Below are 25337 nucleotides of genomic sequence, written 5' to 3'. Positions count from 1 at the left end.
CCATCGAAAGCATGGACAACCTCTATTCAGACAACGCCACCTGCCTGCCCGGCACTGCCGAATGATCCGTTACACCACACCAAGGGACATGACCCTCAACTTCTCACAACAAGCCGATCTTCTTGGGGGAATAACTTACTAATAAGTTCTTCGTCTTCTGGTGGTACACGTGCGCCACCCCGCCTGACCGGCCCAAAATGCAGGCAACTGCTTTGGGTGGTGAACAGGTCGTGAACGGGTGGTCGATGGCCTAACGGAGGGAGCGCGGCCACGCCACCGCGGGCGGCGAGGTAGGAAACGGCGAAGCCCGCGAGGGGTCACGTTGTCGGCAGCGAGCGGAGCAGACGGCACACCGCCGGGGCTGACGCTGGCAGGATGACCCAGCACGGTGCGCCGAACACCTCATTACCTGACGTTGACATGGCTCATCCGCCGCTCACCGTCACCGTCACCGTCACCGGCTGGGCCTGGGCCTGGGCCCGGGCTCGCCTTGGCGCCAGGTGGTACCTGTGTTCGTCCGGGCCGCCGTCGAGGAGAGAACGACGCCTATGAGCGCGCTATCCGGCGCTGCGGCTGCCGGGCGGGTCCTGGGGGTCCACACCGGTGGAGGCGGAGGCGTCCTTGGTTCCGCTGGGGCGCTGTGAGCGGCCTCGCGGGCCGAGGTCGTGCATGCCCTTGTCGCCGGAGCCCTTGCTCTGGTCCTCCCCGCGGGCGCCCCTGCTCTTGGAGGGGTTGCCGTGGGGGTTGCCCGCTTCTTCCTTGGAAACCGTTCTGCCAGGGCCCTTGGCGGGGGCGTACTTTTCCGGGTGGAAGGAGCGGTGGGCGCTCGGGTTCTCCTGCTGAGTGGTCTCGTCCACATCCGGTGACCAGCCGTGTTGCTTGGCTTCCTTGTGCCGGCTGATGCCCTCGCCATCGCGGGGCTGGGACGGCTTCGGTTGCTTGGTCATGGCCTGACCTGCTGTCCTGTATCGAGATGGACGCACACATACGTGCGCTCTACCCGTGGTAGTGAAATTCTCCCACCTGCCCGCCGAGCGGTCATGTCAGGCCGCAAGGGTTCTCCTGTTCTGACAACCGGACGGTCCGAGGCCCGCACTGCCCTGAGCAGGGCAGAGTGCGGGGTTCGAGCCTCACTCTCGCCGTTTGAGCGCACGTGCCACGCGGGGGGCCTCGTCGTGGAGCAGTCGGCCGGCCAGCGCGCCGCCGAACGCGACGACGCCCACGCCGACCAGCCAGGACTGGATGACCAGGACGGTTCCGAACGGGCCGTAGGTGACGGCGCTGGATGCGATCAGTGGTGAGAACACGAGCCGGGAGAAGATGCTGAGTCCGAGCAGCCCGAGCATGGTGGCGACCGCCCCGGGCAGCAGGGTGGCCCAGGCGATGCGGCCGCCGAGCAGGAGCCGCTGGGACCACCAGAAGAACAGGGTGCCGCTCAGCACCGTGACCACCCCGCGGGCCGAGGGATCCCGCCCCAGGGGTGTGATCGCGGACAGGAAGAGGATCCCGATGAGGACGGCGAGCCACAGCACGTGTCGCCACCTGGCCCACCAGCGGGCCGGGGGCAGATCCCAGATCTTCTCGTAGCCGCTCTGCACCGCCGCCCCGAACGACAGACCGAATACGGCGAGCACGGCGAGGCCGAACGCCGTCGTCGTCCGCCACGCCTGGCCCGGCAGGGCGAACAACCGCTCGATCTCCCCTCTGGCCGCCGTGGAGACGCCGAGCCCGTCCCCCAGCCACTGCGCGAACCCCCGCCCGCTCGCCGGATCGGCCGCCGAAACGACGATCAGCAGCGGCACCAGTGTCAGGAACCCGAGCGCCGCGAATCCCAGCGAACGCTGCGACAGGTCGATATCGCTGCCCCGCCCCCACCTGCGTCCGGCCCGCGAGCGGCGGATCGCGCTGCGCAAGCGCCCGAACGGAGACAAGTGGCCCACGGCATCGGGCGAGATGCCGTCGCTAGGGCACACCTGGGCGCGTCTCCGAGCCCGGGGCCTCGGTCGGCTGCTCTGCCGAGGCGCCGTGCTCAGGGGCTTTGCGCCAGCGGGCTTCGCAGAACGAGTAGAGGCCGAACAGCAGGAGGCCCACCGCCGCGGCGATCAGGAGCACGGGGCCGGCGGGTGTGGCGGCGAACGAACGCAGCGTCTCGTCCATGCCCTTGGCCTGGGCGGGGTCGAACTGGACCGCGGCCAGCAGGACGAACAGCCCGGCCATCGCCGCGACCACGCCGGTCGCCACGCCGCCGACGATGCCCAGCCCCGCGACGATGCGCCGCGTCGTCGGGCTCATCTCGCCCGTCCGGAGATTCTCCTCGAACTTCCGCATCAGGCTGCGCACCACGATCACCACGCCCACGATGACCAGGACGGATCCGACCACGCCGACGAGGACCCGCCCATAAGGCCACTCCAGCACCCTCGCGGTGTAGTCCTTCGACGTCTCGTCGCCGGGACGGCCTCCGGCGGACCCGCCGACCAGCGCGGTCTGCACAACCCCGATACAGATCACGGCGTAGAAGACCGCCAGCCCCAGAGAGCCCAGGCGCCGGGTCCACTAGTCACCGCCCGTCACTGCCTGTCCGAATGCGGCCTCGGACAGCCGCCACAGCGCCATAGCCGCCAGCCCCACGACCAGCGCCCACAGCAGCACCCGGCCGAACGGCTGCTCGCCAATGGTCCGCACCGCACCGGTCGGCCTCCTTGCCACTGTCGCCGCCGAAACCCATCTGCACGGCCAGCAGCCCCACCAGCACGTAGATCACACCCCGCGCGCAGAGCCCGACCCTGGACAGGACCTCCATGGCGCGACTGTTGGACATACGCCGCCCCTGGGACCTGGCGTGGGCAGCATCCTTCTTGATGGCCATACGTGGCACCTCCGGGGCCCTGCCGCGTGAGGTCGGCAGGGCGGGCGCAGTGGTCAGTGCTTGAAGGCGTCCTTGATCTTCGCCCCGGCCTGCTTGGCGTTGCCCTTGACCTGGTCACCACGGCCCTCGGCCCGCAGGTGCCGGCTGCCGGTGACACGGCCGACGGTCTTCTTGGCGCCGCCCTTGACCGCTTCGGCCTTGTGCGCGATCTTCTTGCCGATACTCATCAGTGGCCACCCTTCGTAAGTGCACGCGACCTACCGGGGCTCCGATCGGTGCTTGAACGGGTTGAGCCCCCTCCGGTGCTCTCCGCTCAGGTTGGACTCTCTCCCACCCGTCGTCTGCGGGCGGGCGATGTCACGTTGGTCTACGACGTCGGCGCGGTCGTTGCCGGCGGCGGCTGTTCCCCGGCGCGACTTGTCGACTTCGGGGCCGGTGCCGTGGCCGCGATGAGAACGGCGGGCCCCAGACAGGAGAAGGCTCAGCCCGAGCAGGCCCACGGCCCCGACGACGATGCCGTAGAGGAAGAGGGTGCCGGTGGAGCCGGTGACCTCGTAGCCGAATACGGAGAATCCGCTGGTCAGCTCGTGGGCGCTGCCGTCGTTGGTAACGACGCCGGCCACACCGACGGCCAGAGCGGCGATCAGGAGGACGAGTCCGAGGATGACGAGCAATGGCGCGCTCCAGAGGTGTCTCTCCAGGGTAGGACTGTTTCGAGGCGTCACACGGCCCGCTTCTACCTCTTGCTGATCGCCGCGATCGTTCTGGTCATCGTCCGCGCGACCGTCGACGGCATGCTGTACCTGCTCTCCGCCGGAGTACTGCTCATGATCGCGTGCTCTACCTCGTCGTGAGATCGGTACTACGCCGCCGACGCCCGGCCCACTGACCCGCTCGTCACAACCGGCGTACGCTGCGGCGCTCGGACACAAAACACCGGCCGGTGTCTCTCCCGCGCAGAGAGGATCGCGTGGGCAGCCACCGGCCGGCACATGTCGCAGAGCCGTCACATGGGGTCGACGTCCCCACTGCCCCTGTCGCTCTCCATCTTGCTCTGCTCCAAGATCCGACGGGCCTTTTCCTTCAGCCGCTGACGCTCCGCCGGGTCGGTGGAACGCTCCGCGGCCTGCTCGATTTTCTGCGCCTGGTCACGCATCTGCTGGGCACGGCTGCCGGACTCGCCTGCAACACTCATGATCACTCCTGGGATCTGGGGAGAGCGGATGCTCCGATGCCAGCGAAACAGCGCCCCCGATCCCGCGCATCCCGGAGAGTCACCCACCGCTATCCCTGCAGCACAGGCCAGGTGGAAGGAGTCACCCGGCCGACGGACTGCACGCTCCTCAGCGAAGTCGGCGCCGACCGGTGCGCCGCCCGTGCATGCCCAGGTAAACGAGGGCGGACACGAAGACCAGGATGCCGACGACCAGCAGGTAGAGCAGCCCTTCGACGGCGGCGCCGATGATGCCCAGCACCATCGCCACGATGACCAGGATCAAGAAGACCTTCACGACACGGACGCCTCCTCGGGTACGGGGCGCTCAGCGGCGGGCGAGCTGCCGCTCGCCCTTGGCGCCGGGCCGGTAAGTGAGGTCGTAGTACCGGAAGACGGCTTCCTCATCCTCGGCGAGCAGGACGTCGTCCGTGCCGATCGAAGGGCTCTTCTTCACCAGTGCCTTGTCGTAGTCGACCTTGACGTAGCCCGGCCCGACGATCGCGCCGTCCAGCGGGACGAAGACCAGCCGGTGCCGTGTGGGCAGACCCACCAGCACGGTAGCCATGGCCGGCTCGTCCGTGCTGGTGTCCACGTAGACGGCCTCCAGCGCGCCGATCCTGTGCCCGCCCGAGTCGACCACGTCGTGAGTACGCCACTCCCGGACATCCGCTGTCTGGATCATCCTCATGCCCTCTTCCCACGCTCACAGCCCGGCCCGTGTACCTCTCAGCCTGCTCCCGGCTGACCGAGGACACCAGCTCGGCACACCCGGCAATTCCCCCTCGTTCGTGACGGTGCCGGCCGGCCGGAAGCATCCCGTCTGCCGGCACCGCGGCAGTTAGGCGCGGCTGAGGTCAGCCACGCGGTCGCTGGTAGTAGGAGCCCAGGCGCTGGTGGTAGTCCGAGTCTCCCAAGTGCTTGTCCTTGTCGAACTCCGGCGCGTCCTTGATCTCGTCCTTCGTCCGGGACACGTACACCTTCTGCTCGGACGTGTCCACACGCTCGATGACGCCGGCAGGCAGGAGTACGTCCTTGCCGAAGATCCACACACCGGTGTCGACCACGATGTAGGCCGAGCCGACCTGGTCGGAATGTCTGACGATCTTTCCGATGCTGCCGTCGTTGGCTTCCACCTTGAAGCCAACCAGCATGTTTCCCGGGTTGTGGCCGGCGGCCGGGGCGTAACCCCAGAGATCACTCACGAAATTCCCCTCCTTGAATTTCCTCAGAACAGCAGGGAAGATTCCTTGTCCCCACCCTGCCGCCGGCCGAGTCCCCCCATCTCACGTCACCAAACATCCCGCCCCCGGTGCCGCTCGGTGGGCTCGAGCTGTCACACGCGATCGGCTGTGTGAAGGCGCCGGAAGGCATCCCGCAGCGCACGTTGCAGTGCGTCGGGGAGCGCCTCGCCCGCCGTGCTGCCGACCAGAGCCGCAGCTACGTCCCTGAGCTTGACGTTGCGGTGCTGCGATACGTCCACCAGCAGATCCCAGGCCTTCTCACCGGAACACGGAGCCAGGGCCATCACCATGCCCCGCGCCTGATCGATCACCGCACGGCTCTCCAGCGCCCTGCTCAACTGCTCAACCTCCGCACGCAAGTCGAGGATCTCGGCGATCAGCGCGTCATCCGCCAACGAAGCCGCATCCGTCAAGTTCCGCGGCGCTTCATGGATCGTGATCGTTCGATGCATCATGCGTACCTCGCATCACAGTCATCGCGTCCGGCCTGAGCGAGAAACACCCCGGAACACCTGACACAGGGTCATCGGATGGGGTTGGAGGAAGCCGAGCAGAGCACCGCGAGGATGACAAGCGGGACGAACATGGCGTGCCTCCCCGGAGCGGAACAGGACATCGCTGCCAGGGGCTGGGGCCGCACCGAGGAGCGTAGCGTGCCCAAGGGGCACGGATAGCGCCTTGTCGACTCGTACTGCCTCGTATGGATGACTACGTGACATTGGCTCCGCGAATGCGGGGAGGCCGGGCGTACGCAGTGCCGGCCGCGCGTGATTGCACGGAGCGGAGCAGGTCATCACGCCCAGGGGGGGGCGGGGCTCTCCGACCAACGTAGTCCTGCCCGTACGCCGCAGGGCGGACCTGTACGGGACGGCCCTGCCGGTCGCCGGATGGGATGGCCGCCCTGCTCCTGTTCAGGGAGCGTGAGGAGGACTAGCGTGCGTGGTGCGGCCCCGGCCCCCGGCAGCGGAGAGAAGTCATCCCGCTCCCTCGGGAGCACCTTGCGCATCGATGCCGGAGCCTGCCTCGTCACGAGCGTGGCCGTCCCGCAGTCGCCGTCGCTACGCGATCCGGCCCAGCCTCGATGTGCCCCATGCGGGCACCGTTTCCGCTGCCTGCCGCGTCGCACGTATCCGACAACTGGCGGTTCGCATGTACGCGCTGATCGTTCCGGCCGCGCTCCCCTTCGTCCTGCTCGGCATCGTGATGGGCCTGTCCTGGTGGGAGGATCACGTCCTGCCACCTGCCGAGGCTCCGGTGGAAGCCCCTGCCGAGGCTCCGTTCACACCAGCGGCCCCGGCCGACGCACCACAACCCTCCAGTAACCATGCCCCGTTGACAACGATCGCCGCCCGGCGTTGACTGCGCCGACGGCGTAGGGCTGTGTGGTGCTCCGGAATTCCCGGGCAAAGCCTTCACCTTCGCTTCGCCCAGACCCCGCGGAACGCAGGACATGTCCCTGTGACCGTGTGGAGGCGCAGCCAAAATGGTCTGGATTCTTCTCCTTCTGCTGATCCTGCTTCTGTTCGGGTTCGGCTTCACCACGCAGATCCTCTGGTACGTCGCGGTGGTACTGCTGGTCGTCTGGATCGCCGGATTCGCCATGCGTGGCCGTGGCCGTGGCCGCGGCCGCAGTCGCGGCGGGCGCAGATACGGCTGAAGCCGCGGGTAACGCGTACCAGGCCGCCGCCCCACCCGCGGGGAATGGCGAGTCGTACGGCAATCACGCGCGGGCCCCCCGAGACGGGCAAAGGGCAGTCATGAGCTTTGAACAGAAGATCAGGAACAAGGCACAGGAACTCAAGGGCCGGATCACGCAGGGCATTGGCCGGGCCGCCCGGAACACGCGGCTGAAGAGGCAAGGCAAGACTGACCGACTCGCCGGCAACCTGAAGCAGGCCGGGGGCAAGGCCAAGGACGCCTTCAGGCGCTGACCACCGCCCCGGGTGGTGTCCACCTCTCCGTGGGCATCGCCCGGCCGGCACCGATGCGGTCACGAGCCGACAAGGAGCAGCCGCTGCCGTCTGCGGCTTGCGAGCAGTACGTGGCCCAGCAGGCCGGACCTCAGGAGCAGCTCGTCGACTCACCTCAGACGGCGCAGACAATGACGTACGGCCCCGAACGCGCACAGCAGCCCCGGTCCAGAGCCCGCGTCTCACTGAGCAGAGCGCCCCGCACCCACCGCGAACCGAACGGCGCGCGGGCGCGCGAGCCGGTGATCAGTGCCGGAGGCCCCGCCCGATGGCCCAGGCGGTCGGGGCTATGAGTAGCCGTTCCGGTAGGGGGACCAAGGCAAGCCGGCCACACGTCTCCGACAGGCCGTTTCGGATTCTCCGGGCGAAGTTCTCCTCCTTCCACGTCGCCGGGACCCCGCGGAACACAGGAAGACTGCCGCGACCTGGAGGCCTGGACATGCTTCTCTGGATTCTCTTGCTGATGCTGTTCGGGTTGGGCTTCTCCACGCTGATCTTCTGGTGCACAGCGGTCGTACTCCTGGCCGTCCGGATCCTTGGCTTCGCCGTCCGCGGTGGAGGCCCATCCGCCCGTACACATCGGGGGCGTGGTCTGCGCATGGTCCCCCGCGAATCGGACGCCGACGGTGAGCAAGGCAACGGCCTCGCCCCCTTCGCAGACAGCTCCGGTTAGGGCGGTGGCGGGTTGCTGAGAACCATGGCTTTCGATCGTCCGTCGGACCGGGCTGAGGGCCACACCGCTGTGCGGAAGTCGCAGACGCCGGCAGCATGTTGTCGCTCAGCACGGTTGGCTGCGGGAACCGGATCTTGCGTCCGATCACCCGCCGCACTCCTTCGAGGGGAACAGGACGGGTCTCCTGTCCTGGTAGACGGGCTGCCGGCCCGGCTGCTTTCCCGCCTCCGCCGAAAGCACGCCCCACCGGAAGTGCGCAAGGTGGAGTCGGAGGTCCGGCATCGCCGCGTCCACTACCCGGATGGACTCTTGAAGCGGACGGCCTGGCTGCCGGCCCGACTTCCTCGTCACGCCCGGACTTGGTGGCCCTTGTGATGCCTCGAAGCCGGTCGGCGCGGGTCCGCGTGCTGGTGGCCGAACAGGCGGCGCTGCGCGGCGCGCGGGTCGGCGTGGCGAAGCGGGAAACCGCCTTGATCAGACCCAGTTGGGCGACCTGCCGGAGGTCCTCGATGGGCTCTCGGCCGTTGCTGAACCGCCGTGCGAGCCGTGCGGCCATCGGCATCCAGGCACACACCACCTCCTGCTGCAGCGCGGACCGTTCCGGTCCTTGCGGAAGAGATGCGATACGGCGGAACGCGGCCGCGGTGTCCGGGCCGTCATCGTGAGGATGCTTGCGCCGGGTGCTGCGCATACCTACGTGCGTCATGGGCACGCGTCTCCCTGGCTCGGTGGTCAACACTCACCGTGGGAGCCGACAGACGGCAGCACACTGGGGAGCAGCGAGAGTTGCTCCCACGGCGCGCCTCCGGTCCGAAGCACACAGGGCGGCTTCCCTGACAACGCACCCCCAAACCGGATTCCCCCAGAAATCAGCGGGATGCCTCGACCTTCCGTGCCTCGGGCGACGAAGCGACCTCGACGGGGGATTGTGCCCGTGCGTGGACGCAGGAGGCGGCTACTCCTGCGGCGGTTGGCTGGCGATAGCTGTCGTGCGCAGAGTAGATGCGGTGCTGCGCAGGGTTTCGTCAGCGGCCTGACGAGGTGCACTGGGCGTGGCAGCGCAAGTGCTGTCCACCCACAGGGCCGTACGGAGTCGTAGGGGCTGGCGCTGCCAGTTGTAGGTGAAGAAGAGATGCCGCGCGCGGGCGTGGTGGGCGAGGCCGAGGAGGCGATGCAGGCCGATGATGTCGAGGAATGTCAGGCGGCGCATGCCGCAGACCGCGACCGTGAACTGGCCGTTCACGGCGGCCCGCACGGTGTCGAGGGCCGGGCCGGTATCGAGGTCGAGTTCTCCGGCCGGGTGAGGTGCAGGGGCGGTCCGTCACGCCCCATCGTGATGTCGAAGTCGCGCTGCATGCCTCTCACCTCACCTCACCTCGCCACGGTCGGCGGGGTTGATGCGCGCCCGGCCCCGGCGGGGCGGTCAACCGCGGCGAACCGGCCCGCTCGACCGAGGCCACCCCTCGGGCCTGAGCTCGCAGTCCGCCCGCCCGGTGCGGGATCACATCGCCGGCGAACACGAAGGCCGCGTACCGGCCGAGCTCGGCCGGTGCGCGCCTGGCTCAGGACGAGGCTTCCGACCGAGGCGGCCAGTACACCAGCCACGCCCTCGTCCGCCTACCGGCCGAACCGGCAGCCGTATCTCCGTCGGACGTGTCGGCCGGTCAGCGCCTCGAAGCGAATCGATGCCTGGTCCGTGACTGGTCCTGGAGCCCTGACCACGGGGCGACTAGAACTGGTATGAATCACCGGAAATCGGCCGTCGTGTGCCGGTGGTATCCAGCTCTGGCGCCAACTCCGCCGTCTGATCGACGATGGTCAGCACCCTCGCAGCGCCTCTTCGGCCAGGGGGATATCGGGCATGTTCCCGCCCTACGCGGTGCCGCCATCTCCCACACCGGCCGTCCCCGTCAGGGACGTCCTAGTAAGTCCACCCCCGGCGCCCGCGCGCCTACAGTCGGCTCATGCGCATCGTCTCCCTGCTTCCGGCGGCCACAGACATCGTGGCGGACCTCGGTCTCGTCGCTGACCTGGTCGGACGTACCCACGAGTGCGACTGGCCGCCGGAAGCGGTCGCCTCCGTTCCGGTGGTCACGCGGGCCGAGTTCGCCGCGGACGAGCTCACCAGCCGGGAGATCTCCGACGCCGTGGGCGGGGCCGCCCACTCCGGGTCCTCCCTCTACACCCTGGACGTCGAGGCACTTGCGGCACTCGCTCCGGACGTCGTGCTCACCCAGGACCTGTGCGACGTCTGCGCGGTCTCCTACGAGGGGGTCTCCCGGGCGGTACGGGTCCTCGATGCCGGCCCCCGGATCCTGAGCCTGGAGCCGCGCACCCTGGACGACGTACTGGACTGCCTGGTGACGGTGGGCGAGCTGCTGGGTGTACGGGAGCGGGCCGCGCGGCGGCGCGAGGAACTCCTGGCCCGGCTGGCGGAGGTGCGACGGCTGACCGCGGGCCGGCCCCGGCCCCGGGTGGTGGCCATCGAATGGCTGGACCCGCTGTGGCCCGCCGGGCACTGGGTACCCGAGCAGATCGCCTGCGCGGGCGGCGAGGCGCTGCTCGCGGCGCCCGGTGAGCACACCAAGCCCATGACCTGGGACTCCGTCCGCGCAGCAAGGCCCGATGTGGTACTCGTCCTCCCATGCGGCTTCCCGCCCGAACGGACCCTGCGGGAGCGGGATCTGCTCACCTCCCTGCCCGGCTGGGACGAGCTGCCCGCCGTACGGGAGGGCCGGGTCTGGGTGCTGGACGGGCCCGCGTACTTCAACCGGCCGGGGCCCCGCGTCGTGCGCGGGGCCGAGGTCCTCGCCCAGGTCCTGCACGGTGTGACGGCGGGTGAGCCGGTCGGGGTGTCCGAGGCGCGCCGACTGGCGTGAGTGGTCAGCTCCCGCTGACCGGGTAGGGGATGAAGGTGCTGGTGTTCTCGTCGACGGCCAGGGCCCGGCCGAGCGGCGGGACGGCTCGCTGTGGGCAGTCGAGGCGTTCGCAGAGCCTGCAACCCATGCCGATGGGGGTGGCCGCGGCCGCGTTGTCGAGGTCGAGGCCGTCGGAGTACACGAGCCGGGACGCGTGCCGGATCTCGCAGCCGAGGCCGATGGCGAAGGTCTTGCCCGGCTCGCCCCAGCCGCCGCGATGGCGGGTGACGGCACGCGCGGTCCACAGGTACCGCCGGCCGTCGGGCATGGCGGCGACCTGGACGTGGATGCGGCCGGGCGCGGCGAAGGCCTCGTACACGTTCCACAGCGGGCAGGTGCCGCCCGCGCGGGAGAAGTGGAATCCGGTGGCGGACTGCCGCTTGGACATGTTGCCCGCGCGGTCGACCCGGACGAAGGAGAAGGGCACCCCGCGCAGCCTGGGGCGTTGCAGGGTGCTGAGGCGGTGGCAGACGGTCTCGTAGCCGAGGCCGAAGTGGTCGGTGAGCCGCTCGATGTCGTAGCGGAACTCCTCGGCCGCGGTGTGGAAGGCCGTGTACGGGAGGACCAGCGCGCCGGCGAAGTAGTTGGCGATGCCGATGCGGGCCAGGGCGTGGGTGGGGGACTCGGACGGGAAGTCCTCGGCTGCCAGCCGGTCGAGTTCGTCTCCGTACTCGATCAGGGCGAGTTGGGTGGCCAGCCGGAAGGCCTGTTGGCCGGGCCGGAGCCGGTTCGACAGGTGCAGGACACGGGCGGTGGCGTCGTAGTGGTGCAGTCGGTCGGAGTCCGCGGCGGTCCTGACCCCGTGCCGGTCGGCGAGCCGGCGGGTCAGCGCGTGGACCACGTCCCCCCGGCGGATGCCGATCTCGCGGGCCAGTGCCTCGGCGGCGAGGTCGGTCTCGTGGAGGTAGTTCTGGCGGCGGTAGAAGAACTCGCGGATCTCCTCGTGGGGCGAGCGCGGTGCGTCGGCCACCGAGTCCCGGCCCTCGGCGGCGTCGGCGAGGCGCTCGGTCAGGAGCTGGCTGCGCCGGCCCAGGTCCAGCAGGACCGAGGCGACGGCAGGCATCCGGGTGGCCAGTTCGGCCAGGTCGGAAGGGGAGACGCGGGCCTCGGCGACCTGCTGGGCGAGCGCCTCGCGCAGGTCAGCGACCAGTCGGCTGGTGTCGCGCTCCGAGAAGAAACCGGGGTCGACCCCGAAGGCCTCGGTGAGCCGCAGCAGGACCGGAACGGTGAGCGGTCTGGAGTCGTGCTCCATCTGGTTGAGGTAGCTGGGGGAGATGGCGAGCACCCGGGCCAGGTCGGCCTGGGTCATCCGCCGCTCCTCGCGCAGCCGCCGCAGCCGGGCTCCCGCGTACGTCTTGCTCACCGCATTCCTCCCCCTGATGGGACACGCGCTCCGGCGAGCCTACGCGGGATCGCGCTGCTGCCAACCTTCGCAAGGTTGGCAAAACGGCTGTCGAAGATTCGCAGAACTTAGCACTCATCCCTTCTTGAGGGCACTCAGTGCCACTGCCAAAGTCTGTGGTGCGGCCCGCCGGACCCGGCGGCCGAGGCAGACGCTCCGGGCCTGATTCACGCCCTGATGTCGGATAACCCGGCCGTCCTGCCCCGGCAGCCCGGCAACATTGCTCAGCTCGGCCCACGGGCGGGGTCGGCGGCCGCGATCCACTACTTAGGCACAGGGTGTCAATGCACTGAGCGATTGATCAGAGCATTCGCAGACCCAGCGATCACGGAAACGGTGACGGTCATGGCAGAGGCGAACACGACGGCGGCGGCCGAGCAGCTCAAGCAGCGGTGGGCCGACGACCCGCGGTGGGCGGGCATCGAGCGCACCTACACGGCCGAGGACGTGGTGCGGCTTTCGGGCAGCGTCCGCGAGGAGCACACCCTGGCCCGGCGCGGCGCCGAGCGGCTGTGGCGCCAGCTGCACGAACAGGACTACATCCACGCGCTCGGCGCGCTCACCGGCGGCCAGGCAGTGCAGCAGGTCCGCGCGGGTCTCCAGGCGATCTACCTGTCCGGCTGGCAGGTCGCCGCCGATGCCAACCAGGCCGGGCACACCTACCCCGACCAGAGCCTCTACCCGGTCAACTCCGTTCCCCAGGTGGTTCGTCGGATCAATAACGCGCTGCTGCGCGCCGACCAGATCGCCACCGCCGAGGGCGGCCACGACACGACCGACTGGCTGGCGCCGATCGTCGCGGACGCCGAGGCCGGCTTCGGCGGCCCGCTCAACGCGTTCGAGCTGACCAAGGCGATGATCGCGGCGGGCGCGGCGGGCATCCACTACGAGGACCAGCTGGCCTCCGAGAAGAAGTGCGGCCACCTCGGCGGCAAGGTCCTCGTCCCCACCTCGCAGCACATCCGCACCCTCAACGCGGCCCGCCTCGCCGCCGACATCGCCGACACCCCGACCCTGATCATCGCCCGTACGGACGCCCTCGCGGCCACCCTGCTGACCAGCGATGTCGACGAGCGCGATGCCGAGTTCTGCACCGGGGAGCGCACCGCCGAGGGCTTCTACCACGTCCGGAACGGCATGGCGCCGGTCATCGCCCGCGGCCTGGCCTACGCACCGTACGCGGACCTCATCTGGGTCGAGACCGGCACCCCGGACCTGGAGCAGGCCCGCGAGTTCGCCGAGGCGATCCACGCGCAGTACCCGGACCAGATGCTCGCGTACAACTGCTCGCCCTCCTTCAACTGGAAGGCCGCCCTGGACGACGACCAGATCGCCAAGTTCCAGCGCGAGCTGGGCGCGATGGGCTACCGCTTCCAGTTCATCACCCTGGCCGGCTTCCACTCCCTCAACCACGGCATGTTCGACCTCGCCCGCGGCTACGCCGAGCACGGCATGACCGCGTACGTCGACCTCCAGGAGCGCGAGTTCGCGGCCCAGGCGCAGGGCTTCACCGCGGTCAAGCACCAGCGCGAGGTCGGCACCGGCTACTTCGACCTGGTCTCCACCGCAGTCAACCCCGCCTCCTCCACCACCGCGCTCTCCGGTTCCACCGAGGAAGAGCAGTTCCACTAGGAATCCTCCTGGCCGCCAGGCCAGCGCGGCGCCCTGCCGTTCGCCGTCCGACGGCGCCCGAGAGGCCTCCTTCTCGGGCGCCCGCCGTCCCACGCTGAGGAGAAGAACCGCATGTCACTCACGCCCCTGATCAGCAGTGTCCGGGTTCTCGGCGCACCGGCTGAGCGCCACGAGGAGATCCTGACCCCCGAGGCCCTGGAGTTCATCGGGCGCCTCGACGCCGCATTCGCAGACCGACGCCTGGAGATCCTCAAGGAGCGCCGCCGCCGGTCCGCCCACCTGGTCTCCGGGTCGCCCCTGGACTTCTCCCGCGCCACCGCCGCCGTCCGCGCCGACCCCGATTGGCGGGTTGCCCCACTCGCACCCGGTCTGACGGACCGCAGGGTCGAGATCACCGGCCCGCCCGAGCGCCGTATGACGATCAATGCCCTGAACTCCGGTGCCCGCGTGTGGATGGCCGACTTCGAGGACGCCACCGCCCCTACCTGGGACAACGTCATCGACGGCCAGCTGAACCTGCTCGACGCGATCACACGACGCATCGACTTCACCACCCCGGAGGGCAAGGAGTACCGGCTCGGTACGGACCTGGCGACCATCATGGTCCGCCCGCGCGGCTGGCACCTCACCGAGGACCACCTGGAGATCGACGGCCGGCCCGTCTCCGCCTCCTTCGTGGACTTCGGCCTGTACTTCTTCCACTGCGCCCAGCGGCAGATCGACGTCGGGTACGGCCCGTACTTCTACCTCCCCAAGCTGGAGAACCGGTACGAGGCCCGGCTGTGGAACGACATTTTCCTGTTCGCTCAGGAACTCCTCGGCATTCCCCGCGGCACGATCCGCGCGACCGTCCTGATCGAGACGATCACCGCTGCCTTCGAGATGGAGGAGATCCTCTACGAGCTGCGCGAGCACAGCGCAGGACTGAACGCGGGCCGCTGGGACTACCTCTTCAGCCTCATCAAGACCTTCGGCCACCGCACCGACTTCCAGCTGCCCGACCGGGCGAAGGTCACCATGACCGCCCCGTTCATGCGGGCGTACACGGAACTCCTCGTCCGCACCTGCCATCGGCGCGGCGCCCACGCCATCGGCGGCATGGCCGCCCACGTCCCCAGCCGGGACGCGGAAGCCAACAACGCCGCGCTGGCGAAGGTGCGCCTGGACAAGGAGCGGGAGGCCGAGGACGGCTTCGACGGATCCTGGGTCGCCCACCCAGGGCTCGTCCCCGTCTGCCGCGAGGTCTTCGACGGGGTCCTGGGGGAGCGGCCGAACCAGCTGGAGCGGACGCGCGAGGATGTCGAGGTCGCCGCCGCCGATCTGTTGAACGTCCGCCGGACCTCCGCCCCGCCAACCCAGGAGGGCATCCGCTCCAACGTGGCCGTGGCGCTGCGCTACTTCGACGCCTGGCTGCGCGGCAGCGGCGCCGTCGCACTGAACGGGCTGATGGAGGACGCCGCCACCGCCGAGATCGCCCGCGTTCAGATCTGGCAATGGCTCCGCCACGACCGGGTTGACCGGGGGGCGGTCATCGACCTCCTCGACGCCGAATGCGCGGCCCTGGAGGCCGAGGACCCGCAGGCGCTCGCCCTCGAAGCACGGGAGATCTTCGTGGACACGGCACTCTCGATCCGCCTCCCCGACTTCTTCACCCCCGAGGCATACACCCGCCACCTCGTCCGCCGCGCCGCCGCGCAGGTGAACGCGTGAGCGCCCCCGCGCAGTCGGCCCGCATCCAGCGCGTCGGAGTCGTCGGCGGAGGCCAGATGGGCGCAGGCATCGCAGAGGTCTGCGCCCGCGCCGGACTCGACACCGTCGTCGCCGAATCGGACGCCTCCACCGCCCGCGCCGCCCGGGAACGTGTCGCCGTCTCCCTGGAGCGCGCCGTCCAGCGGGGCAAGATGGACCGGATGTCCGCCGAGGACGCCCTGGCCCGGCTCGTGTTCACGGGCGACCTGGAGGACCTCGCCGACCGGCAGCTGGTCATCGAGGCCGTCACAGAGAACCCGGACGCCAAGACGGAGATCTTCACCGCCCTCGACAAGATCGTCGAGGACCAGGAGGCCATCCTCGCCACCAACACCTCGGCCATTCCGATCATGCGGCTGGGTATGGCCACCGGCCGCGCCGACCGGGTGGTGGGCCTGCACTTCTTCAACCCCGTCCCCGTCCTGCCGCTCGTGGAGGTCGTCTCCTCCCTCCACACCTCGGCGGACACCATCGCCGACGTCGAGGCCTTCGCCAGCGACACCCTGGGCAAGACCACGGTCCGCTCCCAGGACCGTGCCGGCTTCGTGGTCAACGCGCTGCTGATTCCCTACCTCCTCTCCGCCATCCGGATGGCCGAATCCGGGTACGCCAGCGCCGCCGACGTGGACGCCGGAATGGAACTGGGCTGCGCCCACCCGATGGGGCCGCTCAAGCTCGCCGACCTGATCGGCCTGGACACGGTCGCGGCGATCGCCGAGTCCCTCTACGAGGAGTTCAAAGAACCCCTGTACGCGCCGCCCCCGCTGCTCCAGCGGATGGTGCAGGCGGGGCTGCTCGGCCGCAAGAGCGGCCGCGGGTTCCACACATACGGCCGGGGCTGAGGGTCCCGGCAGGTCTCCGGGCTGAGGGTGCGCCGGAGGCACGCAAGAACGGTGGAGGTGTGGCGAGTGGTGTCGCCGCACCCCACCGTGTCTCATTTCATCGTCCGACATGTGGAAAGCAGCGTCCATTCCCCGGTCAGTCGACCTACTGTGGGCCTCGCAGCTGGTTCGCCCCGTCCGCCAGGCGGGATGCGTCGTAAGAGGGAACCCGGTGGGAATCCGGGACTGCCCCGCAGCGGTGAGCGGGAACGACCGCCGTCATACGCACTGGGACCGGAACCGGTCCTGGGAAGCGACGGCCAGTAGGTGCCCGCCGGGAGACCGGCAGGCGTGCCCGCGAGTCCGAAGACCTGCCCGTTGCCCGTGCGCGATCGACCGCGCCCGGTTTCCCGGTGACCTCGTGGGCGGGTCGGCGTGCACCTCAGGCGGATCCTCCCCGTCGCGTACCCCAGTCGTACGCGAACCCGGCGGTCCGCCCGTTCCGGCACCCCTTCGCACCCTCGACCCTCACCGGGTCCATGGAGACATGCTCGCGAAGGAGAGTTCCGTGACCACCGAGTCCGCAGCCGCGGCAGTACAGGCCACCGTGTACGGCTACCCCCGCCAGGGACAGAACCGCGAACTGAAGAAGGCCGTCGAGGGCTACTGGAAGGGCCGCGTCACCGCCGACGCCCTCCAGGACACCGCCCGCGACCTGCGCCGCACGAACTGGCAACAGCTGGCCGAGGCGGGCATCACCGAGGTTCCGACCGGTGACTTCTCGTACTACGACCACGTCCTGGACACCACGGTCATGGTCGGCGCGGTACCTGCCCGCCATCAGGCGGCGGTCGAGGCAGGGGCCCTGGACGGGTACTTCGCCATGGCGCGCGGCACCCAGGACGTGGCCCCCCTCGAGATGACCAAGTGGTTCGACACCAACTACCACTACCTCGTCCCCGAACTCGGCCCCGACACCGTCTTCACGGCCGACTCCGCCAAGCAGGTCGCCGAACTGAAGGAGGCCCTGGCGCTCGGCCACACCGCCCGCCCGGTCCTGGTCGGCCCGGTGACGTACCTGCTCCTCGCCAAGCCCGCGCCCGGCGTGGCCGCCGACTTCGAGCCGCTGACCTTGCTCGACCGGCTGCTGCCCGTCTACGCCCAGGTCCTCGCGGACCTGCGCGCCGCGGGCGCCGCATGGGTCCAGCTGGATGAGCCCGCCCTCGTCCAGGACCGTACCCCGGCCGAACTGAACGCCGCCGCCCGCACCTACCGGGAGTTCGGCGCCCTGACCGAGCGCCCCAAGCTGCTGGTGGCCTCGTACTTCGACCGGCTCGGCGAGGCCCTGCCCGTGCTGGCGAAGGCCCCCGTGGAGGGGCTCGCCCTCGACTTCATCGACGCGGCCGAGGCCAACCTCCGCGACCTCGCCGCGGTCGGCGGCCTCCCCGGCAAGCGACTCGTCGCCGGCGTGGTCAACGGCCGCAACATCTGGATCAACGACTACCAGAAGTCGCTGACCACCCTCGGTACTCTCCTCGGCCTCGACCCCCACCGCTGGACGGGAGACGAAGCACTCACGACCCGCGGCAACGCCTACCTCCCCTTCAGCGCCGGCGCGCACCGCTGCGTCGGTGCCCCCTTCGCTGCCATCAGCGCACCGGTCGCGCTGGCTGCCCTGGCCGCACGGTTCGAACTACGGCCGGCCCGCCGTGGAAGGTCTCCTGCCCGGGGACGGGCACGACGTCCTGCACGAGGGCGCCGGATTTCTCCGCCAGGTAGGCGAGGGGCTCGCCGAGCCCGCATGCCACCATGGTGAGCACCGCCGCCGAGATGGTGGCCTGGCGCTGGACCGAGCCGGGTACGGTCGGTGTCGCGGGCAGGGCGGCCTGACCGACGGGCAGGCCGCCGATCACCAATGTGCCGTGCGGGCCGGAATGCCTTCTGAACCGGCGCACCTCACGGCGCAGCAGTAGCGGAAGATCCTCCCAGGCGTCCCGGGCCCGTGCCACCCACTCGGGGCTGTCGACCTGGTCGTCCCCGCGGGTGCACAGGGTGCGGGCCAGCCGCTCGCACGCGCCGGCATCGGCCGGACCCAGCTCCCGGTCTGCGGCGACGACGGTGCTTTGGTTGGTGTCGGGCGTCGTCTCGGGCATCAGGGTCTCCTGCCGGGGCGTGGGCGGCGGACGCGCGGACTCACGAGTGGCGCAGGCCGGCCACGGCGTCGGCGATGTAATGGTCCCCGAATCGGATCAGCGAGGCGTACTGGGCCGCCCGGCGATGGCGCATCAGCCGTAGTTCGGCGACCGCGTTGTCGGGACCTTCGGGCTTCTGAGCGATCGAACGACGCAGATGCACCATCGAGTACGCGAGGGTGACGTGCCGTTCACCGTCCACGATGTCGGCTTCCAGGAGAGCACCCCGTGCCTCGGCCAGCTCCGGGGCGCGGGCTGCCAAGTGCTCGTAGGAGTCGGGAACCACGGACAGCAGGTCCTTCATCGCCGCCCGGAACAGCTTGTATCCGCGATGTTGGCGCCCGCTCAACGGGATGTCCACCGACGGAGGCGCCATGGTGTGGCGTATCGACGCCATGTAGTAGTCGGCCGGGATCGTACTGGCGTGGGCCATCGCTGCGGGGAAGCCGCGCACGTACACCGTCGCATCGGCCAGCCGCGTGAGGGCGGCATCGCCGTCGCCGTGCCGCAGATGGTGGGTGGCGTCGGCCACGGCGACCGCAGCGCAGACGTTGAACAGGACATGGACCTGGTGACCGATGAGCCACCGAGCACTCCACACACTCTCCAACGACGATCCCGCACCGGCCTCGGGGACGGCCACCGTCGGGAGGGAGTCATGGTCTGCGCCCGGCGCTGCGCCGGTGAGATCGAGCATCGACTGCCGCATCCCGGTCACCTCCAGCGCCAGGTCGGAACCCGACAGCGGAGCATCACACAGATCCTCCAGACCGCGGTGGATGACCAGGACACCGTGCAGGGCAGCCTGCTGATCCGACAGCTCCCCCTCACGGACCCGGAAGAACGACTGACTGGTCGACTCCGCCGGCAGTCCCTCACCGACCACGGCCGGAGCCAGATCCGACAGCGCGGCCGCCAACTCACCTGCGACCGTGGCAGCCTGCCGCAGCGCGAGGGTGCGCTCGACAGGTCTGGCATGGGTCGACACCGCGGCCAGCACGCGCGCGGTTCGCTTCGCCTCAGCATCGACCCGTGGGCCCAACACCGGGACGGGCCGCCCGCCTCGGGGCTCTCGGAACACGGCGACAGAAGGATGACCGGCAACCGGTGATAAGCCCATGGTTGAAGTACTTCGCCAAGAACACTCCACACGAAACCTGATCAGCAAGACCATTCCTGTGCGGTGCACCGGAGTTGGCCGGGAGGTCAGCGGCGGCGAGCCCGGTATGCCGCGTGGGCTCCGTCCGACCCAGGCCGTCAGCGCCGCCTCCACCGTGGGTCCCGTACGAGGACTTGGCAGAGGCCCAAGCCAAGCATCGGAGCACGGCGGGCGAGACGGCGCGGTACCGCTCACAGTCCGTGCAGGTCGAGAGTCGCCATCAGCTTCCGCTTGCGTTTCTGGTCGGCGCGCAGGGAGGCCAGGTAGGTGGCGAACTCGGCCTCGGTACCGAGTGTGCGGTGGCAGGAGCGGGCGCTGAGCAGCAGCTCCGCCATGCGTTCGTAGGTGCTGTCACCGGTCTGCTTGCGCAGCGGCTCGATCCAGCGCAGGTAGACGGTCAGCGCGTCGGCCGGTTTCTTGTCGCGGATTCGGTCGGCCAGGGCCAGCCACTGCCGCTGGTCCGCGTACCCGTCGGCGGCCGCTTGCCAGGCGGCTTCGAGGTCGGCGTCGTCCATGAGCGCGTCGACCAGCACGGAGCCGCCGTACCAGCGGCCGTCTCTGGGCTGGGCGGCCGCCTTCAGTACCTCCAGGGCGCCCGCGCGCTCGGAGCCCTCCCAGGCGTTGGCCGCCCGGGCCGCTGTACGCAGATGCTGGTAGGCGGCCAACGAGGGGCGGGCCTGCAGCAGGTCCCGGCGGATCGCGACCACGCCCGCGAGGCGGTCGGCCCGCGCGTACCGTTCGCAGACGAAGGTGACCAGCTCGTCGTCCGGCCCCCAGTCGGACTCGGCCTCCCGCAGGCCGCGTTCGGCCCACTCCAGGGCCTCGGCCGCACGGCCCGCCGCTTCCAGCTCCTTGGCGATCACCAGGTGGGTGTGGCCGTTCGGGGCGAGGTCTGCCGCGTGGACGGCGACCAGCGCGTCCACGCTGCCGCCATCCGCTTTCAGGAGGCGCTCCATGAGGAACTTCTCCGGCCACCCCTTGGGGTTGGCCCGCCAGGCGGCCACCACCAGTTCGCGCGCCCGGATCATGCCCGGCTCACCCAGGGCCTCCCGGTAGTCGAAGAGGTCGATGTCTGTGGCGTCGTTCTCTTCATCCAGCAGGTGGTGCACCAGCCACTCGGCGGTCTCCACCGGGTCGGGGCGGGCGGACAGGCAGGCCTCCAGGTGGGCCCCGGCCAGCCCGGTGGCGACTTCCCCGATCAGGCCGTCCGAGTCGTCGATCTCCCCGTAGGTGCGGCCCAAAGCCTGGAGAGCTTCGCGGGCCACCTCCACGGCGTCTGCCGACCGGCCGCTTGAGGTCATGGCCCGCAGGGCGGTGACCGCCTCTGCCGCCTGCTGCCCGTAGGCGTGGGCGTCGGCGTACTCGACGTAGCCGTAGCGGGCGAAGGGGCGGGTGTCGAGGAGGCTCAGGATGCGCTCCCGGACGATGCCGGTGTCCTCTCCGGCGGTGGCCGCGCGGAGCTCAAGGCGGCGGCGCAGGTCGCGGTCGTCGGAGAGCTGTTCCCGTACCAGGACGAGCAGTTCCTCGCGGGTGCGGGACTCCAGCCAGGTGTCCAGCAGTCGGGTGCGCGAGGCGGCGGCCGCCCGCTGCCGCGGTACGGATTCGGCCTGCCGCAGTACGGTCAGGCCCACTGCCACGCAGTGCTTGCAGAAGTTGCCCTCCCGCCCGTACGGGCAGTCGCACCAGCCGGTGAGCCCACCGTCCTCGCGCTCGGCCAGCTCGACCTCGTAGGCGTCGGTGCCGTCCACGGTCGCGGTGATCGCTTCGTCCCCGATCTCCAGCCGGGACACCGCGGACAGGTAGCCGACCCCCCGCTCGAAGGAGCGCGCCCCTGCCATCCGGCGCAGGTCTTTCTCGGCGAAACCCAGAGCATGTGTCACGCCATTCATTCAACCGGATGGGCACGCCTGTCCGCTGGGCTCTGAGGATGACGCCGACCCAGGCCAAGCGCGGCCGGGTGTGGTGCCGTCGGCCAGGGCTGCCACATCGGCCAAGTGGACAGTGGCCGCCTGCGCATGCTCGACAGGATCACCCGGACCGGGTACCGAAGGCGAAGGCCTGGCCCGCTCGTCAGTAGTCCGAGCCGCGAGCTGATCGAGGTGGTTCCCAGGGCTATCGAACATCTCAGCGCCGTCTATGCCTCGCCACACCCGTTTGAGTGAGTTTCAGGGCGCGCATGCCCGAGGCTGTGCGCCCGCGCCATTCGGGCGCTCTCGAACATGCTCACGCCAAAGCAATGCTGCCGTAACAATTTTCCCGGGGAGCACGGAAGAGCGGCTTTTCCGCCTGTAGTACGTGCTGTTACCTCTCCTCAGTTCTCCGGACCAAGGAACAGGACCAGGAACCACCATGACCACCGAGACGGTTCAGCACAACCAGCAGAGTCTCAGTACCTCCACTGCGAGGAATCTGGCCACCACCACCAAGACCGTCCCGCAGATGATGGGGATCACCCCCCGCTACCTACTGCGGGCGCTGCCCTGGGTGGACCTGGAGGCCGGTGTCTACCGGGTCAACCGCCGACGGGGCTTCATTCTCGGCGACGGGCTGATCAGCACCTACTCCGTCGGTGATGGCGATTTTCGGGTAATCGCCGAGGACCTCCGGGAAATTGCCTTTCTCCGCGACCAGGCGAGCGGCGTACTGAGCTCCCTCGCAAGCGGTTTCGTGCAGCGCGAGGTTACGGCCGGCGAGTTCATCGCCGGCACCGACGGACCTGTCGGGCAGCTCCACATCATCGCGTTCGGACGCGCCGAGAAACGGGCCACCGGCCAGTACGGCGAGGACGCGCTGCTCGCCACGCTCGGCGAAGGAGACTTCTTCGACGCTGCCGCCTGGGCGCGCGGTGAGTCGAGTTCCTACCAGGTCAAGGCAGTCACGCGTTGTACGGTGCTCTCGCTCGACCGGCGGATGCTCTCCGAACTCGCCGACCGGGAGCCGGCTCTGCGTGTCCAGCTGGACGCGTACGCCGCCAACGGCCAGGGCCCGATCGATCGCGAGAGCCCCATCGAATTGACCTCTGGCCACAGCGGCGAGCTCGATCTGCCGCAGACCTTCGTGGACTACGAGGAGAGCCCCCGCGAGTACGAGCTCAGCATCGCGCAGACCGTGCTGAAGGTGCACACCCGGGTGTCCGACATCTACAACTCCTCGATCGACCAGGTCCAGGCTCAGCTTCGGCTGACAGCCGAGGCACTGCGCGAGCGCCAGGAGTGGGAGATGCTCAACAACCCCGACTACGGGCTGCTCAACAACGTCCTGCCCGGCCAGCGAGTGCACACCCGTAAGGGCGCGCCGACGCCGGACGACCTGGACGAGCTGCTCACCCGGGTCTGGAAGCAGCCCGCGTTCTTCCTGGCCCACCCCAGGGCGATCGCCGCGTTCGGCCGCGAGTGCACCCGGCGCGGTGTGCCGCCGCAGATCGTGGAACTCTTCGGCAGTCCGTTCCTCACCTGGCGCGGCGTACCGCTGCTGCCCTGCGACAAACTGGACCTCAAGGGCTCGGGCAACTCTGTACCCGGAACCACCAACATCCTCCTCATGCGGGTCGGCGAGGCCGAGCAGGGTGTGGTGGGCCTGCGTCCGGCGAAGGTCCCGGACGAGGTGGAGCCCGGCCTGTCGGTGCGCCCCATGGGCGTCGATCGTCAGGCCATCACCTCCTACCTCGTGACCAGCTACTTCTCGGCCGCCGCGCTGGTGGACGACGCCATCGCGGTGCTCCAGAACGTCGAGGTGTCGAACTACTATGACTACTCCTGACGTACTCAGGCGCAGCGCCCAAGCCGGCCAACCCGCCGCCGTGCCAAGCGGTTTGGCGGGCGGGAGTCTTCCATCGGGAGCTGCGGCGACGGCCGGCGCGCCTGGGGGACCTGGACTACTCGGAGGATTCCCGAAGCCCGGGACGCTTCCGCCGCCGGACTCCTGCCCGCTTCCGGCGGCGCTCGCCCATGCGGCGGGCAGCCCCCGGTACTGGCTGCCACAGCAGAACGAGACACCTGCAGGGGCGCCCCCGACTCCACCGTCATCGCCGACGAACGGGTTCGATGTCGAGGCCGTCCGGCGGGACTTCCCGCAACTGCACCGGGAGGTGAACGGACATCCGTTGGTCTGGCTGGACAACGGGGCCACCACACTCAAGCCCCGCCAGGTGATCGAAGCAGTCGCCGAGCACTACTCGATGGACACTTCCAATGTCCACCGAGGTGCGCACACCCTGGCGAAGCAGGCCACCCAGGTGTACGAGGAAGGGCGCCAGGCAGCGGCCGAACTGCTCGGTACGCAGGACCAGGACGAAATCGTCTTCGTCCGAGGAACGACCGAAGCCGTCAACCTGGTGGCGCAGAGCTGGGGCCGCGCCCACCTCGGTGTGGGCGACGAAATCCTGGTCTCCGCAGCCGAGCACCACTCCAACCTGGTGCCCTGGCAGCTCATCGCCAAAGAGCGCCGAGCAAGAATCCGGCCGATCCCGCTGCTCCCCGACGGACAGCTGGACCAGGACGCCTACCGCGACATGCTCGGACCCCGGACCAAACTGGTCGCGCTGACCCATGCCTCCAACGTGCTGGGAACCATCCCGCCGGTCGCCGACATGATCGCCCTCGCCCACCGATACGGTGCCAAGGCACTGATCGACGGCGCCCAGGCCGTGAGCCACTTTCCCGTGGACGTCACCGCCCTGGACGCCGACTTCTACGCCTTCTCGGGGCACAAGATCTTCGCCCCCACCGGTATCGGGGTGCTCTTCGGCAAGCGTGAACTGCTGGAATCCATGCCCCCATGGCAGGGCGGCGGCAACATGATCGACGCGGTGAGCTTCGAGGAAACCACGTACGCCCCCATCCCGCACCGGCTCGAAGCGGGCACCGGCCACATCGCCGGAGTCGCCGGCCTACGGGCGGCCCTGCACTACCTCGCCGGCCTGGACCGGGAGACCGCCACCGCATACGAGGAGCAGCTCACCACGTACGCGACGGGCGCACTGGCAACCGTCCCCGGACTGCGCCTGATCGGCAATGCGCCGGGAAAGATCGGGGTGCTGACCTTCCTGCTCAAGGGGACCGACCCGACCGCGCTGGCCGCGGCACTCGACGAACAGGGCATCGCGGTGCGCGCCGGCCACCACTGCGCGCAGCCGGCGCTGGCTTCCTTCGGTCTGCAGAGCGCGGTCCGGGCCTCGTTGGCCCTGTACAACACAGAGCAGGACGTGGATGCCCTGGTAGCGGCCCTCCACGACATCCAGGCCCAATCAACTTCCGCCGCTGGGTAGTCGAACCGGAACCCTACGACCTACGGACACCATCCGTTGACGGGTTTCGTCGACCACGGGCACGCCGGCACGGGGGAGCCTGCGGCCGCGCTGCTTCGGCCCGGGAACGCGGGGAGCAACACAGCAGCCGACTCCCTCAGCACGTACAGGTCGGAGTCGTGCTGTTGGGGTCCGGGTCAGCAAGTGGTCAGCATCGGTCCCGGTCATGTCCCGCCGTTGGCTCTTGCGC

The 25337-nt window shown here is 69.5% G+C and carries 25 protein-coding genes, 2 pseudogenes and 1 riboswitch; of the genes and pseudogenes, 11 read left to right on the top strand and 16 right to left on the bottom strand.

The features are described 5' to 3' along the window. Positions 1-557: 557 nt before the first annotated feature. The 6 genes from ACGFYQ_RS32370 to ACGFYQ_RS32345 form a co-directional block, all read right to left on the bottom strand. Complete coding sequence (locus ACGFYQ_RS32370; protein ID WP_393749736.1) at positions 558-947, bottom strand: hypothetical protein; 390 nt, start codon at positions 945-947, stop codon at positions 558-560. Positions 948-1130: 183 nt separating this feature from the next. Continuing rightward, entirely contained in the window at positions 1131-1913 is a 783-nt protein-coding gene (locus ACGFYQ_RS32365; RefSeq protein ID WP_393749735.1) for a ribonuclease BN, read from the bottom strand. 49 nt (positions 1914-1962) lie between these two features. After that, positions 1963-2493, bottom strand: coding sequence for a DUF1206 domain-containing protein (locus tag ACGFYQ_RS32360; RefSeq protein WP_393749734.1), 531 nt, complete (start codon positions 2491-2493; stop codon positions 1963-1965). 63 nt (positions 2494-2556) lie between these two features. Beyond that, complete coding sequence (locus tag ACGFYQ_RS32355) at positions 2557-2685, bottom strand: DUF1206 domain-containing protein (protein WP_393749733.1); 129 nt, start codon at positions 2683-2685, stop codon at positions 2557-2559. A gap of 237 nt (positions 2686-2922) precedes the next feature. Further along, positions 2923-3096 (bottom strand): CsbD family protein, encoded by a 174-nt coding sequence (locus tag ACGFYQ_RS32350; RefSeq protein WP_393749732.1) that lies wholly within the window; start codon positions 3094-3096, stop codon positions 2923-2925. Positions 3097-3126: 30 nt separating this feature from the next. After that, entirely contained in the window at positions 3127-3543 is a 417-nt protein-coding gene (locus tag ACGFYQ_RS32345; protein WP_393749731.1) for a hypothetical protein, read from the bottom strand. Positions 3544-3558: 15 nt separating this feature from the next. Here ACGFYQ_RS32345 and ACGFYQ_RS32340 point away from each other — a divergent pair, with 15 nt between their 5' ends. Then, complete coding sequence (locus ACGFYQ_RS32340; RefSeq protein WP_393749730.1) at positions 3559-3723, top strand: hypothetical protein; 165 nt, start codon at positions 3559-3561, stop codon at positions 3721-3723. 152 nt (positions 3724-3875) lie between these two features. Here ACGFYQ_RS32340 and ACGFYQ_RS32335 read toward each other — a convergent pair whose 3' ends face one another. From ACGFYQ_RS32335 to ACGFYQ_RS32315, 5 genes are all read right to left on the bottom strand, one after another. Continuing rightward, positions 3876-4064: a DUF6381 family protein gene (locus ACGFYQ_RS32335; RefSeq protein WP_393749729.1), complete on the bottom strand. Its 189-nt coding sequence runs from the start codon at positions 4062-4064 to the stop codon at positions 3876-3878. A gap of 148 nt (positions 4065-4212) precedes the next feature. Next, the gene (locus tag ACGFYQ_RS32330; RefSeq protein ID WP_393749728.1) at positions 4213-4380 is read right to left on the bottom strand and encodes a hypothetical protein; all 168 of its coding nucleotides are present in this window, start codon (positions 4378-4380) and stop codon (positions 4213-4215) included. Between the two features lie 30 nt (positions 4381-4410). Further along, a complete protein-coding gene (locus tag ACGFYQ_RS32325; protein ID WP_393749727.1) occupies positions 4411-4767 on the bottom strand; it encodes a PRC-barrel domain-containing protein in 357 nt (118 codons plus the stop codon). Between the two features lie 172 nt (positions 4768-4939). After that, on the bottom strand, positions 4940-5236 hold the full coding sequence (locus ACGFYQ_RS32320) for a PRC-barrel domain containing protein (RefSeq protein WP_393749746.1): 297 nt from the start codon (positions 5234-5236) through the stop codon (positions 4940-4942). 182 nt (positions 5237-5418) lie between these two features. Further along, positions 5419-5781 (bottom strand): ANTAR domain-containing protein, encoded by a 363-nt coding sequence (locus ACGFYQ_RS32315; RefSeq protein ID WP_393749726.1) that lies wholly within the window; start codon positions 5779-5781, stop codon positions 5419-5421. A gap of 694 nt (positions 5782-6475) precedes the next feature. Here ACGFYQ_RS32315 and ACGFYQ_RS32310 point away from each other — a divergent pair. From ACGFYQ_RS32310 to ACGFYQ_RS32300, 3 genes are all read left to right on the top strand, one after another. Continuing rightward, complete coding sequence (locus ACGFYQ_RS32310) at positions 6476-6685, top strand: hypothetical protein (protein ID WP_393749725.1); 210 nt, start codon at positions 6476-6478, stop codon at positions 6683-6685. 124 nt (positions 6686-6809) lie between these two features. After that, on the top strand, positions 6810-6983 hold the full coding sequence (locus ACGFYQ_RS32305; RefSeq protein WP_393749724.1) for a hydrophobic protein: 174 nt from the start codon (positions 6810-6812) through the stop codon (positions 6981-6983). A gap of 100 nt (positions 6984-7083) precedes the next feature. Next, positions 7084-7257: a CsbD family protein gene (locus ACGFYQ_RS32300; protein ID WP_393749723.1), complete on the top strand. Its 174-nt coding sequence runs from the start codon at positions 7084-7086 to the stop codon at positions 7255-7257. Positions 7258-8423: 1166 nt separating this feature from the next. Here ACGFYQ_RS32300 and ACGFYQ_RS32295 read toward each other — a convergent pair. Both ACGFYQ_RS32295 and ACGFYQ_RS32290 read right to left on the bottom strand, forming a co-directional pair. Next, positions 8424-8660: pseudogene (locus tag ACGFYQ_RS32295) on the bottom strand (B/F/G family RNA polymerase sigma-70 factor); the annotation flags it as partial. 264 nt (positions 8661-8924) lie between these two features. Beyond that, on the bottom strand, positions 8925-9212 hold the full coding sequence (locus tag ACGFYQ_RS32290) for a hypothetical protein (RefSeq protein WP_393749722.1): 288 nt from the start codon (positions 9210-9212) through the stop codon (positions 8925-8927). A gap of 721 nt (positions 9213-9933) precedes the next feature. Between ACGFYQ_RS32290 and ACGFYQ_RS32285 the strand changes: the two genes are divergently transcribed. Further along, the gene (locus ACGFYQ_RS32285; protein ID WP_393749721.1) at positions 9934-10848 is read left to right on the top strand and encodes a cobalamin-binding protein; all 915 of its coding nucleotides are present in this window, start codon (positions 9934-9936) and stop codon (positions 10846-10848) included. Positions 10849-10852: 4 nt separating this feature from the next. Here the strand turns inward: ACGFYQ_RS32285 and ACGFYQ_RS32280 are convergent, their stop codons facing one another. Next, positions 10853-12250 carry a short-chain fatty acyl-CoA regulator family protein gene (locus tag ACGFYQ_RS32280; RefSeq protein WP_393749720.1) on the bottom strand — a complete coding sequence of 466 codons (1398 nt, stop codon included), beginning with the start codon at positions 12248-12250 and terminating at the stop codon, positions 10853-10855. Between the two features lie 384 nt (positions 12251-12634). Here ACGFYQ_RS32280 and aceA point away from each other — a divergent pair, with 384 nt between their 5' ends. The 4 genes and pseudogenes from aceA to ACGFYQ_RS32260 form a co-directional block, all read left to right on the top strand. Continuing rightward, positions 12635-13921, top strand: coding sequence for an isocitrate lyase (gene aceA, locus ACGFYQ_RS32275; RefSeq protein WP_393749719.1), 1287 nt, complete (start codon positions 12635-12637; stop codon positions 13919-13921). Positions 13922-14032: 111 nt separating this feature from the next. Then, complete coding sequence (aceB, locus tag ACGFYQ_RS32270) at positions 14033-15631, top strand: malate synthase A (protein ID WP_393749718.1); 1599 nt, start codon at positions 14033-14035, stop codon at positions 15629-15631. After that, positions 15628-16512, top strand: a complete 885-nt coding sequence (locus ACGFYQ_RS32265) for a 3-hydroxybutyryl-CoA dehydrogenase (RefSeq protein WP_393749717.1) — start codon at positions 15628-15630, stop codon at positions 16510-16512. The genes aceB and ACGFYQ_RS32265 overlap by 4 nt, the downstream gene beginning before the upstream one ends. 147 nt (positions 16513-16659) lie before the next feature. Beyond that, positions 16660-16885: riboswitch (cobalamin riboswitch) on the top strand. 174 nt (positions 16886-17059) lie between these two features. Further along, positions 17060-18280: pseudogene (locus tag ACGFYQ_RS32260) on the top strand (cytochrome P450); the annotation flags it as partial. 404 nt (positions 18281-18684) lie between these two features. Here the strand turns inward: ACGFYQ_RS32260 and ACGFYQ_RS32255 are convergent. Beyond that, positions 18685-19683, bottom strand: coding sequence for a hypothetical protein (locus ACGFYQ_RS32255; RefSeq protein WP_393749716.1), 999 nt, complete (start codon positions 19681-19683; stop codon positions 18685-18687). A 350-nt stretch (positions 19684-20033) separates the two neighbouring features. Then, positions 20034-21680 carry an SWIM zinc finger domain-containing protein gene (locus ACGFYQ_RS32250; RefSeq protein WP_393749745.1) on the bottom strand — a complete coding sequence of 549 codons (1647 nt, stop codon included), beginning with the start codon at positions 21678-21680 and terminating at the stop codon, positions 20034-20036. Between the two features lie 511 nt (positions 21681-22191). On the opposite strand from ACGFYQ_RS32250, the gene ACGFYQ_RS32245 reads away from it, so the two are divergent. Continuing rightward, positions 22192-23601: a family 2B encapsulin nanocompartment shell protein gene (locus ACGFYQ_RS32245; protein WP_393749715.1), complete on the top strand. Its 1410-nt coding sequence runs from the start codon at positions 22192-22194 to the stop codon at positions 23599-23601. Continuing rightward, entirely contained in the window at positions 23588-25108 is a 1521-nt protein-coding gene (locus tag ACGFYQ_RS32240) for a SufS family cysteine desulfurase (RefSeq protein WP_393749714.1), read from the top strand. The genes ACGFYQ_RS32245 and ACGFYQ_RS32240 overlap by 14 nt, the downstream gene beginning before the upstream one ends. Positions 25109-25337: the final 229 nt, after the last annotated feature.

The organism is Streptomyces sp. NPDC048258 (assembly GCF_043201995.1).
Lineage (GTDB): Bacteria > Actinomycetota > Actinomycetes > Streptomycetales > Streptomycetaceae > Streptomyces.
Note: the sequence above shows the minus strand (reverse complement) of the source record. Positions and strands in the feature narration are given on the sequence as shown.